Source organism: Allotabrizicola aquatica (SeqCode), assembly GCF_965194375.1.
GTDB classification, from domain to species: domain Bacteria; phylum Pseudomonadota; class Alphaproteobacteria; order Rhodobacterales; family Rhodobacteraceae; genus Tabrizicola_A; species Tabrizicola_A aquatica.
Genome location: NZ_CBDAEL010000009.1, coordinates 56,852 through 73,558, shown reverse-complemented (window position 1 = coordinate 73,558; position 16,707 = coordinate 56,852). Strand labels below are relative to the sequence as shown.

Annotated in this window: 15 protein-coding genes; 8 read left to right on the top strand and 7 right to left on the bottom strand. The window is 61.4% G+C overall.

Translation table 11 applies throughout. The features are described 5' to 3' along the window. Positions 1-106: 106 nt before the first annotated feature. Together AC72UB_RS11545 and AC72UB_RS11540 are read left to right on the top strand one after the other, a co-directional pair. A complete protein-coding gene (locus AC72UB_RS11545; protein WP_505189917.1) occupies positions 107-622 on the top strand; it encodes an Hsp20/alpha crystallin family protein in 516 nt (171 codons plus the stop codon). Between the two features lie 295 nt (positions 623-917). After that, positions 918-1,631, top strand: coding sequence for a response regulator transcription factor (locus AC72UB_RS11540; protein WP_505189916.1), 714 nt, complete (start codon positions 918-920; stop codon positions 1,629-1,631). Here AC72UB_RS11540 and AC72UB_RS11535 read toward each other — a convergent pair. After that, positions 1,606-3,354 carry an ATP-binding protein gene (locus tag AC72UB_RS11535; RefSeq protein ID WP_505189915.1) on the bottom strand — a complete coding sequence of 583 codons (1,749 nt, stop codon included), beginning with the start codon at positions 3,352-3,354 and terminating at the stop codon, positions 1,606-1,608. The genes AC72UB_RS11540 and AC72UB_RS11535 overlap by 26 nt on opposite strands. A 463-nt stretch (positions 3,355-3,817) precedes the next feature. Here AC72UB_RS11535 and AC72UB_RS11530 point away from each other — a divergent pair, with 463 nt between their 5' ends. Further along, positions 3,818-4,660 carry a Crp/Fnr family transcriptional regulator gene (locus AC72UB_RS11530; RefSeq protein WP_505189914.1) on the top strand — a complete coding sequence of 281 codons (843 nt, stop codon included), beginning with the start codon at positions 3,818-3,820 and terminating at the stop codon, positions 4,658-4,660. Positions 4,661-4,705: 45 nt separating this feature from the next. Here AC72UB_RS11530 and AC72UB_RS11525 read toward each other — a convergent pair whose 3' ends face one another. Then, positions 4,706-5,353 carry a host attachment protein gene (locus AC72UB_RS11525; RefSeq protein WP_505189913.1) on the bottom strand — a complete coding sequence of 216 codons (648 nt, stop codon included), beginning with the start codon at positions 5,351-5,353 and terminating at the stop codon, positions 4,706-4,708. Between the two features lie 168 nt (positions 5,354-5,521). Between AC72UB_RS11525 and AC72UB_RS11520 the strand changes: the two genes are divergently transcribed. The 3 genes from AC72UB_RS11520 (at position 5,522) to AC72UB_RS11510 (ending at position 11,145) form a co-directional block, all read left to right on the top strand. Further along, positions 5,522-7,258, top strand: a complete 1,737-nt coding sequence (locus AC72UB_RS11520) for a type I secretion system permease/ATPase (protein WP_505189912.1) — start codon at positions 5,522-5,524, stop codon at positions 7,256-7,258. Then, on the top strand, positions 7,255-8,577 hold the full coding sequence (locus AC72UB_RS11515; protein ID WP_505189911.1) for an HlyD family type I secretion periplasmic adaptor subunit: 1,323 nt from the start codon (positions 7,255-7,257) through the stop codon (positions 8,575-8,577). The genes AC72UB_RS11520 and AC72UB_RS11515 overlap by 4 nt, the downstream gene beginning before the upstream one ends. Before the next feature lie 507 nt (positions 8,578-9,084). Next, the gene (locus AC72UB_RS11510) at positions 9,085-11,145 is read left to right on the top strand and encodes a calcium-binding protein (protein ID WP_505189910.1); all 2,061 of its coding nucleotides are present in this window, start codon (positions 9,085-9,087) and stop codon (positions 11,143-11,145) included. Positions 11,146-11,305: 160 nt separating this feature from the next. Here the strand turns inward: AC72UB_RS11510 and AC72UB_RS11505 are convergent, their stop codons facing one another. Next, positions 11,306-12,229 (bottom strand): helix-turn-helix transcriptional regulator, encoded by a 924-nt coding sequence (locus tag AC72UB_RS11505; protein WP_505189909.1) that lies wholly within the window; start codon positions 12,227-12,229, stop codon positions 11,306-11,308. A gap of 744 nt (positions 12,230-12,973) precedes the next feature. Between AC72UB_RS11505 and AC72UB_RS11500 the strand changes: the two genes are divergently transcribed. Beyond that, positions 12,974-13,129 (top strand): DUF3309 domain-containing protein, encoded by a 156-nt coding sequence (locus AC72UB_RS11500; RefSeq protein WP_505189908.1) that lies wholly within the window; start codon positions 12,974-12,976, stop codon positions 13,127-13,129. 2 nt (positions 13,130-13,131) lie between these two features. On the opposite strand, the gene AC72UB_RS11495 is transcribed toward AC72UB_RS11500, so the two are convergent. After that, entirely contained in the window at positions 13,132-13,368 is a 237-nt protein-coding gene (locus tag AC72UB_RS11495) for a hypothetical protein (protein WP_505189907.1), read from the bottom strand. 178 nt (positions 13,369-13,546) lie between these two features. Here AC72UB_RS11495 and AC72UB_RS11490 point away from each other — a divergent pair, with 178 nt between their 5' ends. Further along, complete coding sequence (locus tag AC72UB_RS11490) at positions 13,547-14,299, top strand: Crp/Fnr family transcriptional regulator (protein WP_463289739.1); 753 nt, start codon at positions 13,547-13,549, stop codon at positions 14,297-14,299. 48 nt (positions 14,300-14,347) lie between these two features. On the opposite strand, the gene AC72UB_RS11485 is transcribed toward AC72UB_RS11490, so the two are convergent. The 3 genes from AC72UB_RS11485 to argF all read right to left on the bottom strand — a co-directional run bounded on the left by AC72UB_RS11485 (position 14,348) and on the right by argF (position 16,699). Beyond that, positions 14,348-14,536 (bottom strand): hypothetical protein, encoded by a 189-nt coding sequence (locus tag AC72UB_RS11485; protein WP_505189906.1) that lies wholly within the window; start codon positions 14,534-14,536, stop codon positions 14,348-14,350. 231 nt (positions 14,537-14,767) lie between these two features. Then, positions 14,768-15,700, bottom strand: a complete 933-nt coding sequence (arcC, locus tag AC72UB_RS11480) for a carbamate kinase (protein ID WP_505189905.1) — start codon at positions 15,698-15,700, stop codon at positions 14,768-14,770. Next, on the bottom strand, positions 15,701-16,699 hold the full coding sequence (gene argF / locus AC72UB_RS11475) for an ornithine carbamoyltransferase (protein ID WP_505189904.1): 999 nt from the start codon (positions 16,697-16,699) through the stop codon (positions 15,701-15,703). Positions 16,700-16,707: the final 8 nt, after the last annotated feature.

Here is a 16,707-nt window from a genome sequence, read left to right as displayed (position 1 = left end):
CACATCGCACAGTTCGAGAACGCGCGCCCGGTTCGGCCTTTTGCGATGTGGACGGTGGGCCCGTGGCTTCAACTTGGCGCGAGAGCCAAGCAGAAAGGACACCAAGATGGCACAACCCAGAACCTCTGACACCCGGCAAGACCCCCTTCCCCAGCCAAGCCGCGCGACGGGTCTTGCCCCTTGGTCGCCCCTCATCGGGCTGCGCGACGAGATTGATCGGCTGTTCAGCGGCCAGGAATTGGGCCGGTGGTTCGATCAGCCCAAGCTGGGCTTGGCTGGCGCAGAACGACTGGTCCCCGCCATGGATGTCACCGAGACCAGCACCGCCTATGCCGTACGGCTCGAGATTCCGGGCATTGACCCGGTCGGCGTGACCATCACCATCGCCAATGGCATGCTGGTGATTGCGGGCGAGAAGACCGAAGAGTCCGAGGACACGGAGCAAGATTATCACGTCAGCGAACGGCGCTGGGGCAGCTTTCAGCGCGCGATCCGCATGCCAGAAAATGTCGATGAGGCAAAGATTGAGGCGACATCAGCCAAGGGCGTGCTGACCGTGTCACTGCCGAAATCTGCCAAGGGCCGCAGTGCGGATCGCAAGATCCCAGTCACGGCTGGCTAGGGTGACCGCGGCGTATCGCGTCAGGTTGGTCCGGCGTTGAGACTTGAAGTCGAGGCCATGAGCTGTGTTAATGGTTTTATTGCTCGGGCTGATGGGGTGGACGTATTGGGGCCTGATCTGGGCTCGTGAGTTGTTTTTGATGCTGACTTTGCGCTGATCTGCCGTCATGCGACATCAGGGTTGCGGTAAATCTGCGAATTGAGTGTCTGTTTCCAAGTGATCTGCGTTGTTTTGAAAGGTGTATTTTCGATTGTCCGACAACAGTCGGGGCTTCAAAATGAATAGGACGAACGCGATGACAGCCGGCAGGATTTTGGTCGTCGATGACGACGCCGCAATTCGCAATGTGTTGCGCGCAGGACTGCAAGCGGAAGGTTGGGAAGTGGCCGAGGCCGCCGACCGCGCGGGCATGATCGGCTGTCTTGAAACGCTGGACGTGGATCTCATCACGCTGGATTTGGCGCTGGGCGCAGATGACGGGTTGGCCATCGCGCGCGAACTACGCAAACGCTGGAACATCCCGATCCTGATGATCACCGGAAAGGCCAATCCAATTGACCGCGTCACCGGACTGGAGCATGGGGCCGACGATTACATCGTGAAGCCCTTTCACATCCGCGAAGTGGTCTTGCGCATCCGCAACACACTCGCCCGCTATCGCGGCGCGTTGAACCGCGACAAGCCAGCGGTGCCAGACCTTGAGATCGCGGTGGCACCGTCCGGTGTTGTGTCACAATTCGCCGAGGTGATCGCCGAGTTGACCGGGCTTGAACGGCGGTTGCTGGATCTTTTTGCGCGCTTTCCCGGGCGTATTCTGACCCGGGACGAGATTTCGCAAGCCCTGCATGGCCGCGACTGGTCGCCTTACGACCGAACGATCGATGGCCATATCGCCCGGCTGCGCCGCAAGCTGGAGCAGTGCCAGACCGCACCCTCAGTGATCCGGTCTGTACGGGGTGTGGGCTATGTGCTGGACGGATTGGTCACATCGCCTCACGAACCTGCCTAAGGGCTTGGGCCACGGCTTCGGCCATGTCGCGCAGCGAATAGGGTTTGGACAAGAGCCTGACCTTGGGATCCGCCGCATCCAGATCGCGCAGCGCGGCTGAGACGTGGCCAGAGGTCAGGAGCGTTGCGATCCCGGGATACTTGGCCTTGACCTTGCGGATCAGATCATAACCGGACAAGGCCCCCGGCATCACCACATCTGACAGCACAAGGTCAAAAGGTTCGCCGGATTCGATCAACTTCCAGCCAGCTTCGCCATTCGCAGCCTCAAGCACCGCATAACCGATGGCCTCCAGCCGCTGCATCACCGCCTCGCGGACATGGGGGTCATCCTCGACCACCAGCACCAACTCGCCATTGCCGAAGGGATAATCCTCGCTGCGGCTCTGCACGGCGGCCGCGGGCACATCGATCACCGGCAGGCAAACCGAAACTTCGGTGCCGACGCCGAGGGTGGATTGGATGTCGACGAACCCACCCGCACGTTCAGCCGACAAGACCACGCTGGTCAGGCCCAACCCATTGCCATGGCTCCCGCTTTTGGTGGTGAAGAATGGCTCTATCACCCTGTCGAGGACCTCTTTCGGCATGCCGACACCGTGATCGCGCACTGTGATGCGGATAAAGGGACGTTCCGCAGGCTTTGGCCGTCTGGCCGAGGCCGAAGGGGACAGGACGCAGCTTGTCTCAAGCGTGATGGTGCCACCTTGCGGCTGGGCATCGCGGGCATTCATCACCAGATTCAGAATGGCGCCGTCAATCTCGGCGGGGTCGATGGCGACCACGGCATTGAGAGCGCCGGGGTGAAAGACCAAAGATAACTCATCACTCAGCACCCTTTGGAACACCGCCCAAGTTCGGGCAATGTGTTCATCGACCGCCACCGGCAGCGCAGCCACCTGTGTCCGGTGCCCACCCGCCAGCGCCAAAAGCCGCTTGTTAAAGCTGGCTCCCATTTCGGCGGCATTGGTGGCATTGCGCAAGAGCTGGTGCAGTTCGGGGTCTGCCGTGCGCAACTCAGCCAGTTCGATATTGGCCAAGATCACGGTAAGGATGTTGTTGAAATCATGCGCCACCATGCCGGCCATGCGGCCCACGGTCTCTTGCCGTTGGGCGCGCGACAGGGCCGCTTGCATGCGCCGGTTCTCGGTGTGATCGACCAGCATGCCAAACATCCGTTCGGGCTGCCGCACGGGGCCTTGGCCAGAGAAGCGCACGTGCGCCTGCAACTCCATCTGCCGCTCTTGGCCATTCACAAGCGGACGCACTTCGAAAGAGAACCGCCCCTCGCCTTCTGGCGACATAGCGCGCTTCCACTGTTGCCAATAGGCGTCCGGATCAAGTGGGCGCAAGAGATCAAACCAGTCCACGGGCGTGGCAGGCAGGTGATCCCGCGTCAGGTTTAGGGATGCCAGATGCTCATCAGAAATGATCGAGATCCCGGTCTTGAACTCATACTCGAAAATGGCGACCGACATGGCCGAGGTGACCTGCCGCAAGCGGTCATTCAATCTGTCGATATCCTCCTTGGCTTGCGGGGGGGGAGACATCGAGTCGATGAAGACCGCTACGGCGAAAATGGTGCCCGACGAATCGCGCAAGGGCCGGACATGCCAGCCCGGACCCGGTGATTGACCGTTGGTCCAACACGCGTCACGGCGGTCATAATCCAGCGTCTCACCGGCAAGCCCACGGCGGATAACCTTGATCCAGGGTTCCGGCAAATCCGTCGGAGACGGGTTGCGCGCAGGGAGAGCGGACGTGGACGACGCCGTGTAAGGCACTAATTCAGAAGGAAAAACGGCTTCTTTCCGGTCAATCCAATGTGGCGAGGACGCCAAGACCCGCAGGCGGGGATCTACCAGAGCCACCGCCCATGGTGTCTGATCCACCAGCGCGGCCAAAGCCGCGCACCAAGGGTCAGCGTCCTGTAGAGTCTGCATCGTTCCCCCCAGTCCACCAAGTGTGAAAAATGAAATATCGAAAGGCGTTATCAAGTATCCCGAAAGATAGATCCCTTGGCAATATCGCCCAGCGCGTACAATTCTGCACAATTCCCAAATTGCCGATCCACCCCGCAATCTGGCAGGTTGCATTCAATTCGCGGAATCTGTTTCCAGCCTAAGTTTCACCCTAGTGCTTACAGTTAACGGTTGCGGGCTGCTTTTCTGTCCTTTGGGGGATACAATGAATATTTCAAAACAAACGTTTGCCGCCACGCGCGGCTGTGCTGCCTCATGCCCTGTTCAGCAAGCCGGTCTTTGCAGTTGGTTCGAGGCGCCGCTCTCGGATGAAATTGCCGCGCGCAGCACTCAGTCGCAGTTCGCCCCGGGGGTGCCAATCCTGCGCCAAGGGGAGGCCGCCAACCGCGTGGGCATCATTCAGACGGGGTTGGTGAAGATCGTCCTGAACGACACCAACGGCGAGGAACATCTGATCCAGCTGTTGTATCCCGGAGAAATGGTGGGCGACCCCTTTACGATTGACTCTGCCTTTTCGTGGCAAGCCGCGACCCAGACCTCGCTGTGCTGGATGCCCCGCGGCCTCTTGGCCGAGGCAATGCGGACATCGCCCATGGCGGCACGGCGCCATAGCGAGGCGACAAACCGGCTTTTGCAAGAGCACCACTTTGCCCAAGCGGCCCTGCGGTCACGCAATGCGGTGCAAAAGGTTGCCCATTGGCTGTTCCTGCAAATGCCAGCCCGGCGCGGGCCGGGGAATGTGCGTATGCGGCTGGTCTTGTGTCGGCGCGATCTGGCCTCGCTTTTAGAGATGACCGTAGAAACGCTGTGCCGGTCTTTGCAGCAATTGCAGGGGCGGCGCGCGATTTTGTTGCTGGCGCCGGATCTGGTGGAGATTTGCGACCCGACGCGGCTGCGTCTGTTGGCCAAGGGCTATGACGATGAACGGCTGCAAGAGACGCTTTTGGCAAAGGGCTGGGAATGGGGAGCACGGGCGCTTGGGCCCAAGCTGACCGCGCGTCCGGCCTCGGATCTGAAGCCGAATGGAGCAGCCGTTCGGGTGTCCTAAAGCCGGATCGCCGCATCGAAAGACCCACCACCAGCCGCCGCCCGGTCAACCGGGCGGCGCAACTGTCTTGGGCGTGTCGCGCAGCACCTCGATCAGGTCATGGGCCGACAGATGGATCAGATTCTTGCGCAGCTCGGCCCGGATCACCGAGGCCAAGGGCTCGTGCAGCGCCTGACGCCAAAGACCGATTATTTCGGCTGGGGCCACCACCACCAAAGTGTCAAAGGCATTGGCTTGCCGCTCTCCAGCCAGAAAATCCTGCACATCGTGCAAAAACCGCAAGAGGTCCTCGCGCAGCGGATCAGACGAAGGTTCCACCGCCGAACGCCGTCCGGGCGAGCCGGAGGAAAAGCTGCGCGTCGGCTTGTCTTGCAAATGATCCCGCAGCCTCAGGTGACGCGATTGCAAAGACAGCTCAGACGCCGCGGGCGCGTGCGGTTCGGGCAAGCCACGCAGAATGCGGGCGCGGTTGGAATTCATGACCACATACCAGATACGTTCTTGATCCATCGCGTTACCATCTCCTGTTACCAACGGGCAGGCGGGACCCACCTTAAGGTCACGCCGGCCCGATGCGCCCTTGCCAAAGACACCCCGCACTGAGGACACCGTCGCCCCGCCATATCCGGGCAGCATGGTCGCAGCGTCGCAGGATAGGTCGGACAGGCGGCTGGAATCATTGATGTTCGACAATCGGGTGGCATGGCTTCAGCGCCTTAGAAACAAGGGGCCAAATGGCCCGTCACCTTGGCTATGGCGCGAAGGGCGAAGGGCATTGTTGGCCGTCAATGCCCGACCAGATCGGGCCCGGCATGGTGCAACCAAGGCGGAAACCGCCAGCAGTCTGGGAAAGGTTTGTCTATGGCACGGGAACACAGCGAAGGGCTCGCGGAACTGCAAGAGGTGCGCCGTAAGCTGCGCGGCACGGTGCTGACGGTGGGTCTCTTCAGCATGTTCATGAACCTGTTGATGCTGACCGGTCCCTTGTTCATGTTGCAAACCTATGACCGGGTGCTGTCGGCGCGGTCCGAGGCGACTTTGCTGGCGTTGGTTATGGTGATGGCGTTTCTGTTCGCCATCATGGGGGTGCTTGACTGGGCGCGCGGGCATCTCTTGACGCGGCTTGGGGCAGAATTTCAGGCCAAGCTGGACCGCCGGGTGTTCGACGCCATTCTCAAACGCTCGGTGCGGGATGCGCGGGTGGACGAAAAGACCGCTGCAGGCCAGCAGTTGAAGGATCTTGAGGCGGTCAATCGGTTCTATGCCTCCCCCGTCTTTGCCTCGCTGTTTGATGTCCCTTGGACGCCCGTGTTTCTGATCGGCTTGGGGCTCTTCCACCCTTGGATCGGCATCTTTGCCGTGGTGGGCGGTCTGCTTTTGGCGCTGACGGCGGCGATGAACCAGTTTTCAACCCAAGCCTACAGCGTCAAGGCGGCGGTGTCGGGCTATGTCTCGGACCGGTTTGCCGACCAGCTGCGCGATGAGGCCGAGACGATCCGCAGTTTGGGGATGCAGTCCAATGCCTTTGAAAAATGGCTAAAGGCGCGGCGCAAAGCGCTGGCCATGTCGGTGCGGGCAACCGGGGTTGGGGCGACCTATTCGACCGTGTCGCGCACGCTGCGATTGTTCCTGCAATCGGGCATGTTGGGGCTTGGCGCATGGCTTGTGCTGCGCGGCGAGATTGCGCCGGGGGTGATGATCGCCTCATCGATCCTGATGGCGCGGGCACTCCAGCCGGTGGAAACGCTGGTCAGCCAGTGGTCGATGGTGCAGCGCGCCAAGCGCGGTTGGGACAACATCGGCGCGCTTTTGGAAGAGGTCCCGCCCGACCGCGACGTGGTCGATCTGCCCCGGCCCAAGGCGCGGCTTGAGGTGCAGGGGATTTCGGCGATGCCGCCACGGGGCACCGCCGCAACCCTGAAGAACCTGAGCTTCGCGATCAAGCCCGGCGAGGCGATCGGGGTGATCGGGCCAAGTGGCGCGGGCAAATCGACGCTGGCGCGCTGTCTGACGGGGGTCTGGCCGCTGCAGGCGGGCAAGATCACGCTGGATGGGGCGGCGCTGGACCAATACGACCCCGAGGCGCTGGCCAACTATATCGGCTATCTGCCCCAACATGTGGCCCTGTTCGATGGCACGGTGGCCGAAAACATCGCCCGGCTGTCCCAGACCCTTGACGCGACCCGCGTGATGGAGGCCGCCCGCCGCGCCGATGCGCATGAGATGATCCTCAAGCTGAGCGATGGCTACAACACCCGCGTGCAGGCCGTGGGCACGCAGCTTTCAGGCGGTCAGATCCAGCGGATTGGTCTGGCGCGGGCGCTTTACAGCGATCCGGTGCTCCTGATCTTGGATGAGCCAAACGCCAACCTCGACAACGACGGTTCTCTGGCGCTGAACCGGGCGGTGGGGGCGATGAAGGCGGCGGGCAATGCGGTGTTGATCATGGCGCACCGGCCCTCGGCCATCAAGGAATGCGACAAGCTGTTGGTGCTGGAGGATGGGCTATGCAAGGCTTGGGGACCGCGCGACCAAGTGATGTCGGAGATGCTGCAGAACGTGCAGGTCATCCGAAAATCGGCCGGGGGTCTGGCATGACCGCGCCCGAGCGGACCGAGGGGGAACTGCCCTCACGCCGCAAACCCATCTTCGTGGGGGTGCTGGCGCTGGCGGCTTTGGTGATTGGCCTTGGCACATGGGCGACCTATGCGATGATCGACGGGGCTGTGGTGGCAGCCGGTCGGGTGATCGTAGAGAGCAACCGGCAAGCGGTGCAGCACCCCGATGGCGGCGTCGTGGCCGAGGTCTTGGTCAAAGAGGGCGCGCGGGTGAGCCAGGGCGATGTGCTGGTGCGGCTTGACCCGACACTGGCGCAGTCGGAACTGGGGATGGTCGAGAACCAGCTTTACGAGGTGATCGCCCGACGCGGACGCCTTGCCGCCGAGCGTGATGGGGCGGATCAGATCACCATTGATCCGGAACTGGTGGCAGCGGGCAAGACCGATCCGGCGATGGCCGAGCTTGGTGCCGGGCAAGAGGCGTTGTTCCAAGCCCGGCGCGACAGCCTAGAGCAGGCCACGACCCAGTTGGAAAACCAAAAGCTGCAGCTGACCAATCAAGTGGCCGGGATTGACGCGATCAGCGCCGCCTTGACCAGCCAGATCGCCCTGACCGAAGAGGAGTTGCGCGGGCAGCAGGGGCTCTTGGAAAAGGGCCTGGCGCAGGGCAGCCGGGTCTTGAACCTGCGACGCGAGGCGGCGCGACTGGCCGGGGCCATTGGCGAGGCCAAGGCCCAGCGCGCCCAAGCGATGGAGCGGATCGCCGAGATCGAGATCGAGCGGTTGCAGTTGCACGGCCAGCGGCGCGAAGAGGCGATCACCACGCTGCGCGACCTGAAGGTGACGGAGTTGGACCTTGAAGAGCGCCGCGCAGCGCTGCTGACACGGTTGGAGCGGATGGACATCCGCGCGCCATTGACCGGGGTCGTCTATGATGTGCGGATGGCGGGGGAATGGTCGGTTCTGAAACCGGCCGAACCCGTCCTTTTCATCCTGCCCACCGACCGCCCCTTGCTGATCGAATCCCGGGTCAGCCCGCTGCATGTCAACAAGGTGCATTCCGGCCAAGAGGTGATCGTGCGGTTCCCCTCCTTCGACATGCGCGAGACACCAGACCTGATTGGCCGCGTGCGACAGGTTTCACCGGACACCTATTCCGAGGCCGAAACCGGTGCTGCATTTTACCGCGCCGAAGTGGAACTGTCGGAAACCGAGTTGCAAAAGCTGTCAGAGGGTCAGGTGATTTTACCGGGAATGCCGGTCGATACGTTTATGCGAACCGGAGAATATAGCCCGCTGACTTATCTTTTACGGCCGCTGACACGGTTCCTGAATACCGCCATGCGGGAGGGGTCTTAAAACTCGGCAGGTCCGATGCGGTTTTCCTGATAGGCCGAACCCGTTCAGGGTTTGGCCTCTGTCCAGATGTATCGAGGTCGGCTGCAGACATGCCGGGCGAAGTTCTGCTATCCATATGATAGAGTTCATATTTTTTACAGTCATCTTGCAGGCCGGCCTGAGCCAGAACCTGGCGAAATGGGTCGATCGCAGCCCATCGCCTTGCAGATCTGCCCATGCCAGCGGGTCGGGGTTTGTCGCTCCGCTCGGAATGCGTCCCTGAGAAGAAATCCAGCCTATCATCAGTTTTGCGCGGCGCGCGCGTGATTTTACCAAAGCACAGGACTGCACCCTTTCAAAATCGAATAAAATTTTCCAAGCCCCCCCATATGAGGGTATCTGCGAGTCGGCTCTGGTGACCAAATTGACCCTGTCCAGACCGTTTGTGTCGGGATCCGAAGTGGTCAGGCGCATATGCGCCGGACAATCGGCAAAGGTATTTTGAAACAACCATTTATGGAGACGATCATGACCGTCATGAAAACTCAATCCGCCGCATGGGCCGCAATCGCCGGGGGAACTTGGCTTGGTGGCACGCCCGGCACGGACAACGGCGATTTCAAAGACATCCCCGGCGTCAACAAAGGCCGTGGTCTTGCCGGCAATGATCACATCGCGGGCAACAACAACGCCAACACCATTGTGGGCGACGCGGGACATGATTTCCTGCGCGGCGGTGGCGGTGGTGATTATCTGTTCGGTGGCACCGGCAATGACATCCTTTTGGGCGACGAACTCGGCGCGCCCGGTGGCAATGACGAGCTGACCGGTGGCAGCGGGTCTGATGTGCTGGCTGGCGGCGCAGGCGATGACAAGATGGATGGCGGCAGCGAGGACGACCTGTTGATCGGCGGTCAGGGTGATGACTGGGGCAATGGCGGCACCGGCAATGACATCGTCTTGGGCGGGTCAAACGATGATCGCCTTATGGGCGGCGACGGCGACGACTGCATGGCAGGTCAAGGCGGCGACGATGTCATGTTTGGCGGTAATGGCCATGACAAGATGACCGGTGGCGCAGGCGACGACGCGCTTTATGGCGACGCGGGCAATGACATCATCGCCGGCAACGCTGGGGCGGATTACATCAACGCAGGCACCGGCGACGACATCGCCTTTGGCGGCTCGGACGAAGATACGATCCGCGGCTTTGATGGGCATGACACCCTCTATGGTGGCAGCGGCGATGACGCCATCTTGGGTCAGCGCGGCCGCGATCATCTGCACGGCGATGCCGGAAACGACAACCTGCAAGGCGGCGCAGACGACGATAAGGTGTTCGGCGGCGCCGGTGATGACGTCATGGAAGGCAATGACAACGCTGACTGTCTGTCGGGCGGCGATGGCAATGACCTGATCTATGGCGACAATGCCGATGGTCAGATGACCGTTGACGAGGCGAGCGACACGATCTCGGGCGGCACCGGCAATGACACGATCTATGCCGGTGAAGATGACGACATTGTCAGCGGCGATGCTGGCAACGACAAAATCTGCGGTCAGGACGGCAATGACACGCTGGCCGGCAATGATGGCGATGACTGGATGTCGGGCGGCAATGGTAACGACCATATCCGTGGCAACATGGGGGCTGACCGCATTTATGGCGACGCGGGCGATGACCTGATCGCTGGGGATGACGGGAACGACTGGTTGTACGGCGGCGATGGCGACGATTGCGTGTCGGGCGGGGCCGGGCGTGACGTTCTTTATGGCGACAGTGGCCACGACAAGCTGAACGGCGGTGCGGGCAATGACATCATGGACGGCGGCCTTGGCAATGACTTCCTGATGGGAGCCGAAGGCGATGACGTCTTGCGCGGCGACACCGGTCAGAGTGGTGGTGGCAGCGACCTTTTGGTCGGCGGGCTTGGCAATGACTCACTCTTCGGCGGCAAGGATGGCGACTGCTTGGTCGGCGACGAAGGCAATGACGTGCTGACCGGCGGTGCCGATGGCGACAACTTCGTCTTTGGCCATGGCATCGACCGCAATGGCGATGGTGTCTGCGAAGTTGTCAACAAGGTGATCGGCCATGACGTGATCACCGACTTTGACGCTGACCAAGAAGATCGCGTGATCTTCCACACCGCCTTTGAGGGCACGCTCTCGGCCACACTGGTCAATGGGAACCGCGATGTGCTGATCAGCTCCAGCCTTGGTGGCACGGTGTTGATCGTGGGCTTGGTGGCCGAGTTGGAAGGCATTGACCCGACCGACCCGTTCTTCGACCCGTCGGCCTTGATCGAGTTCCTGACCAAGCCCGGCATCGACGGCGATGGCAAAGGGATCATCACCTTTGAGGACAAGTGCATCACGCCCTTCACCTGCGAGCCTGATCAGGCGGTTGCGGTCTGCAAGCCGGATCATGTGATGGTCAAAGGCTGCATCTTCGATCTGGATGATGACCGGGTGGGCAACACCACCATCTCGACCACCGAGGCACGGATCGCCGACATGTTCGTCGAAGATGATGCCAACGTCTGGGTGTCGAATGGCATGCTCCACGTCAACCTGCTGGCAGAATAACAGCATCCCCCCTGCAAGCAGTTGAAAGGGGCGCCCCGCAAGGGGCGCCCTGATTCATGCGCGACCTTGGGATAAGTCGCGGGTCGCGTCGACGGTCGGCATGGGGCCAAACGCGACGACCGCCCCGAGGGGCGCTTTACATCGGGCTGCGCGGATCAGATTAGGCGGAAGGGAGCCCCAGGGCGGCATCGGCGGCAAAAGCTGGCGCGACCGGGATGATGCAAGAGTAATACAGCGCCACCAACTCGCTTTGCCGATGCGTGTTGGTTTTGGCCATGATCTGCTTGAGATAGCTGCGCACGGTCGCCAAAGACAGGCCCGTGGATTGCGCCATTTCGGTGGGGGTCTTGCCGTTCAGCACCTCGCAGGCAATCAGGCTTTCCGACCGGGTCAAGGCATGCGCCTTGAAGAAATGCAGCCGCAGGGCGCCATGGTCGGTCTGGCGGGTATCAAACAGCACCAACGCCATGCGAGCCCCTCCCGGCTGGCGAAGCGGGGTGACGGCCACCAGACTGACCTGACCGGTCTCATTGGCCAAAGGCACGATGGACAGGCGTTGACGGTCCGACACGGCATCTGCAACCGCCTTACGCAGCGCGGCGCGATCCGCCTCGCGCGGTAGCGACAGCTTGCCTTGGATCACTCGCAAAGGTCCGGAACGTTTGGCCTCTTCGCCGCAGCCGTCGTGAACCACCCGGCCCTGTGCATCCAGAATGATGCAGCCGATGGACAGCATACGCAGAGTCGCTTGGGCGGCCTGTTCAGGATGGACAGGTGCAAGATCAGCCGACCCCGGCCGGATCTGCGCCAAATAGGCAAGACCAAGGCCCAAAAGCGGCTCAAGCTCGGCGCGGGGGCGGGTCGTGGGAGGGCGGCAGGCCAAGACGGGCCAGCGACCGTCGTCCAAAGCGCCTATCCCGATGAGCATTCCTGCCTCGCCATACCAGACCGGCGCATTCGTCGCCGGGCCCTTCCCTTGGCCCCGCGGGCCGTCCTGCAGCCTTGCGTGAACCGCGGCCCGTGCCGTGGCGCGGCGCACAAGGTCTTCGGCCTGATCACGACCAAGGCCTTGGGCCGCGGCCATTCGCAGCCCATCTAGGCGGCCGCTCTCAGGGCGAAACAGCCCGCCAACCACACAGGGTAACCCAACGGCTTGGCGCATCCGATGCATGAAGTCATCAGGCTCCAAAGCGGGCAGGTCCAGTGTCGGGGCGGCAGCCATAGGGTTCATTTTGGTTTCACGCCGTTTGGGTTTTTGAGGCTGGCGAATGGCCACAAACGGCCGCTCCTCTAGCTAGCGCAGGGACAGGCGGCAGGGCATTGATGGCAGTCAACCATCGGGCTGAGGTGGTGAAAGGCGTTTGCCGCGCGGGGCCTTTCTGGACAGCGTGGAGCGGTCGAAGACGCGGCCCAGAACGCCGCATTTTCCCAGCTGACCCCCGTCACAAGATCTGCGCCAAGCCTCCGACCAGAACTTAGCTTGCGTAGCGGACGGTGCGCTTGCGCTGGTGTAATCCCTGGAGGTGTTGGCCTGGCGCCTAGGTGGCGACCAACCTTGGGGCGCATCATGAAGCAGCTGACTTAATCTCCTCGGCCATGCCGCAAGGTGTTCTCGTCAGTCACAAACCAGTCGCCCCCAGATTAGCCGTCGCATGTGGCGCTCCCACACGCAAAAGAGCTTTGTACTGCCTTGGGTTAGTGCAGGGCGATGCCTGAGGTCTAGCATTGGATCACTGGGTCATTTGTCTGCTGCGCGGACCTTTGGCCTGCATTCAGACGCTTTCACGCTCAAGGCCTAGGCGCATCCACGTAAAGGAAAACTTCTCTCATGTTGACCAACATTCTGATCGTCGTTCTCATTCTGATGCTGATTGGCGCGCTCCCCAATTGGCCGCACAGTGCCAATTGGGGTTATCTGCCCAGCGGGACGCTTGGGGTTGTCTTGATCATCCTTGTGGTCCTTTTGGTGACCGGGCGGATTTAATCTCAGAGACGGCGGACCGAATTTCCGCCGTCGATGATCTTGTGGATCAGCTCAGCCACAGCTTTGTGCATCGCATGGGTGCCTTCACCCGGCGGAGCGTTTTCGTGGGTTGAGGCGGCATCCTTCAACACGCCCATGATCTCGCGTTCCGGCAGGATCTTGTGATCGTTCAGCGCCAAGAGGAGCGACTCGCAAATCGCAAGGGCGGCAGTTCCGGCAATATCGGGCAATCCTGACATCTGGTTTCGACTTTCTTCCGGGGGTGGTCGGGTGTGATCTTTGTCGTGGGTCTTGCGCTTCATCATTGCAGATCAATCTGGCCATGCGCTGATATGGGTCAGCTTTCCACGCGCTCTTTCGTCGGACACTGCCGGGGCGCTGCGGACATCCGCTCAACGCCCTCAGGAGATGTGAACCATGCGCGAGCTCACTGCGGAACTTGCCATTCAAGACAGCCCGTTCGCGCGCAAGCTGGCGGCATTTGTGCGCCTGTCGCACCATGATCTTTCCGTCATGTCAGAGCTTTATGGACGGCGGCGCAGATTTGCGGCGGGTATGGACATGATTCATCAAGGTCAATCGGACCAATGCGCCTATGTCTTGGCATCGGGCTGGGCCTATTCTTACAAGATTCTGCCCAGTGGATCACGGCAGATCGTGGATTTTCAGATTCCGGGTGATTTTCTTGGTCTGCGGTCGGTGTTGTTCCGCACGTCGGACCACAATGTCGAGCCGATCACGGCCGTTCAGGCCTCAGAGGTCAAACGCCGTGATTTGCTCGATGCCTTTGCCAACAATCCCCGGCTGGCCACGGCGGTTTTGTGGGCCGCGTCGCGGGATGAGGCGATGGTGGTGGAGCACCTTGTCGATCTGGGCCGACGATCGGCCACCGAACGCATGGCGCATTTCCTGTTAGAGCTTGGCGCCCGGTTGCGGCTGATCGGCGCAGCAGACAAAAAGGGGTTTGACTGCCCCTTGTCACAATACCTTTTGGCCGATGCCCTGGGTCTAAGCGCGGTTCACGTCAACCGGGTGCTGCGCGAATTGCGCGAGGAGGGGCTGGTGACCTTTCAAAAGGGGCGCGTCACCTTTGACGACTACGACGCAATGATTGAGTTTTGCTCTTTTGATCGCGGCTATCTGGATCATGACGGACCCTTGCTAACCTAGGGCGGGTGCCCCTCCGGGACGAAAAGACCCGGAGGGGCGAGGCGTGGCTTAAGCCAGCGCGTGGGTGGCCGCATCCAGCTCTTTCAGGCATTCGGCGTCATTCTTCGCCGTCTGTGCCTTTTCCGCTGCCTGGTAATGGGTCAGGGCCTTTTCCTTCTTGGGTCCAGCCGGGGCTTTGTCCCAAGCGGCCTTGACGGATTTCATCTTGTCGACCGTGGTGGTGAAACTGGTGGTCATGATGGTTCCTTTCAGCAGCCAGTTCCCGCATGCCGCCAAGGTCCCTTGCGCAACAAGGAATTGGAAAGCAAAGGTATTTCAACGGAATACAGGATCTGAGATTTGAATGAACGGCGGGTATTCGCCGTTCATGACCAACGATGCCCGAGTCGTCAGGGCGGCACACTGATACAGGTTTGCGTGATGCTGGGGCCGGGAAATCCTTGACCGAAACCGGCGATGAACCGCCGATCAGAGCGGCAGATTCGGCGCGCTTGTGTTGGAAATGCGGGTGCCCGCACGGCCTTCAACGATGGCACGTGCATCGGTCAGGCGGCCGACCCCCGCCATGGTTCCACCGGCGCGCACAAAGCTGCAAGCGCTGGCCACCTTTGGCCCCATAGAGCCTGCGTCAAAGCTGAACGCCTCAAGCGCCTCGGGCGTGATGTCGTCCAGCGCGCGTTGGCTGGGCTGACCCCAATCGGCGAAGATCGCCGCGACATCGGTCAGCATCAGCAGCACGTCAGCCTGCAGTTCCATCGCCAAAAGCGCGGCGGTGCGGTCCTTGTCGATCACCGCCTCAACCCCTTCCATGCCGCCTGCGGCCTTGCGCATGACCGGAATTCCGCCACCACCAGCGCAGATCACGCAGACCCCACCATTGACCAAGAGGCGAATGGCATGAAGGCCGAGAATGGTCCGTGGCAAGGGCGAGGGCACAACCCGGCGCAGCTTGCCATGGCCCGCATCCGTCATGGGCCAGTCGTGATTGGCCTGCAGCGCCTTGGCTTCTTTCGCCGTATAAACCGGGCCGATTGGCTTCGTCGGGGTCAGAAAGGCAGGATCGTCGCGATCCACCTCCACCCGCGTCAGGAGCGTGGCGCAATTGGCCCCCGCGGGCAAAGCGTTCACCAGCTCTTGTTCGATGAGATAGCCGATCATGCCTTCGGTTTCGGCACCCAAGATATCCAAGGGCCACGGGCTTTGCGGGGCATAGGCCGCCGCCTGCAGCGCCATCAGCCCAACCTGCGGGCCGTTGCCATGGGCCACGATGATCTGATGATCGTGCGCCAGATCGGCCAGCGCCTGTGCGGCAACCCGCACATTGGTATGCTGCGCCTCGGGCGTCATCGGCTCGCCGCGCCGCAACAGCGCATTGCCGCCCAAAGCCACCACGATGCGCATTCAACCCCCCAAAGTGGCGACCAAAACCGCCTTGATCGTGTGCATCCGGTTTTCCGCTTGATCGAAGACCACCGAGGCCGGACTTTCGAACACTTCGTCGGTCACCTCCATGCAGTCGATGCCATGCGCGGTGTGCATGGATTTGCCTACCTCGGTGGCAAGGTTGTGAAAGGCGGGCAGGCAGTGCAGAAACTTGGTATGCGGGTTGCCTGTGGCTTGCATGAGCGCAGCCGTCACGCGGTAGGGCGTCAGCACCTTGATACGCTCGGCCCAGACGCTGTCTGGCTCTCCCATGCTGACCCAAACATCGGTGTAAAGAAAATCACAGCCCCGAACCGCGCCTTGGTCATCGGTCGCGGTGATCTTGGCCCCAGTGCGGCTGGCCAAGGCTTCGCATTGCTCCAGCAGCCCCACATCAGGCCACAACCCGCGCGGGGCGCAGAGGCGAATGTCGATGCCCATCAACGCCGCCCCCGCCATGAGGGATGCCGCCATATTGCCACTGGCATCTCCAAGATAGCACAGCGACATGTCCAGAAAATGCTTGGGGCTGTGCTCGCGCATGGTCAACAGATCGGCCAGCACCTGCGTCGGGTGAAAATCATCGGTCAGCCCGTTAAAGACCGGAACCCCGGACAGGCGCGCGAGAACCTCGACATTCTCTTGGCTGAACCCCCGGTATTCAATGGCATCAAACATCCGGCCCAACACGCGGGCGGTGTCGGCAATGCTTTCCTTATGGCCGATATGGCTTCCCGATGGCCCCAGATAGGTGACATGCGCGCCTTGGTCATGGGCGGCCACCTCGAACCCGGCACGTGTGCGGGTGCTGTCTTTCTCGAAGATCAGTGCAATGTTCTTGCCCGCAAGGCGCGGGCGCTCGGTCCCCGCGTGCTTGGCAGCCTTGAGCTCACGCGACAGGGTCAACAGCATGTGAATGTCGGCGGGTGCAAAATCCAAAAGCTTGAGAAAGCTGCTGCCGTGCAGATTGGCGGGCATCGGAATGA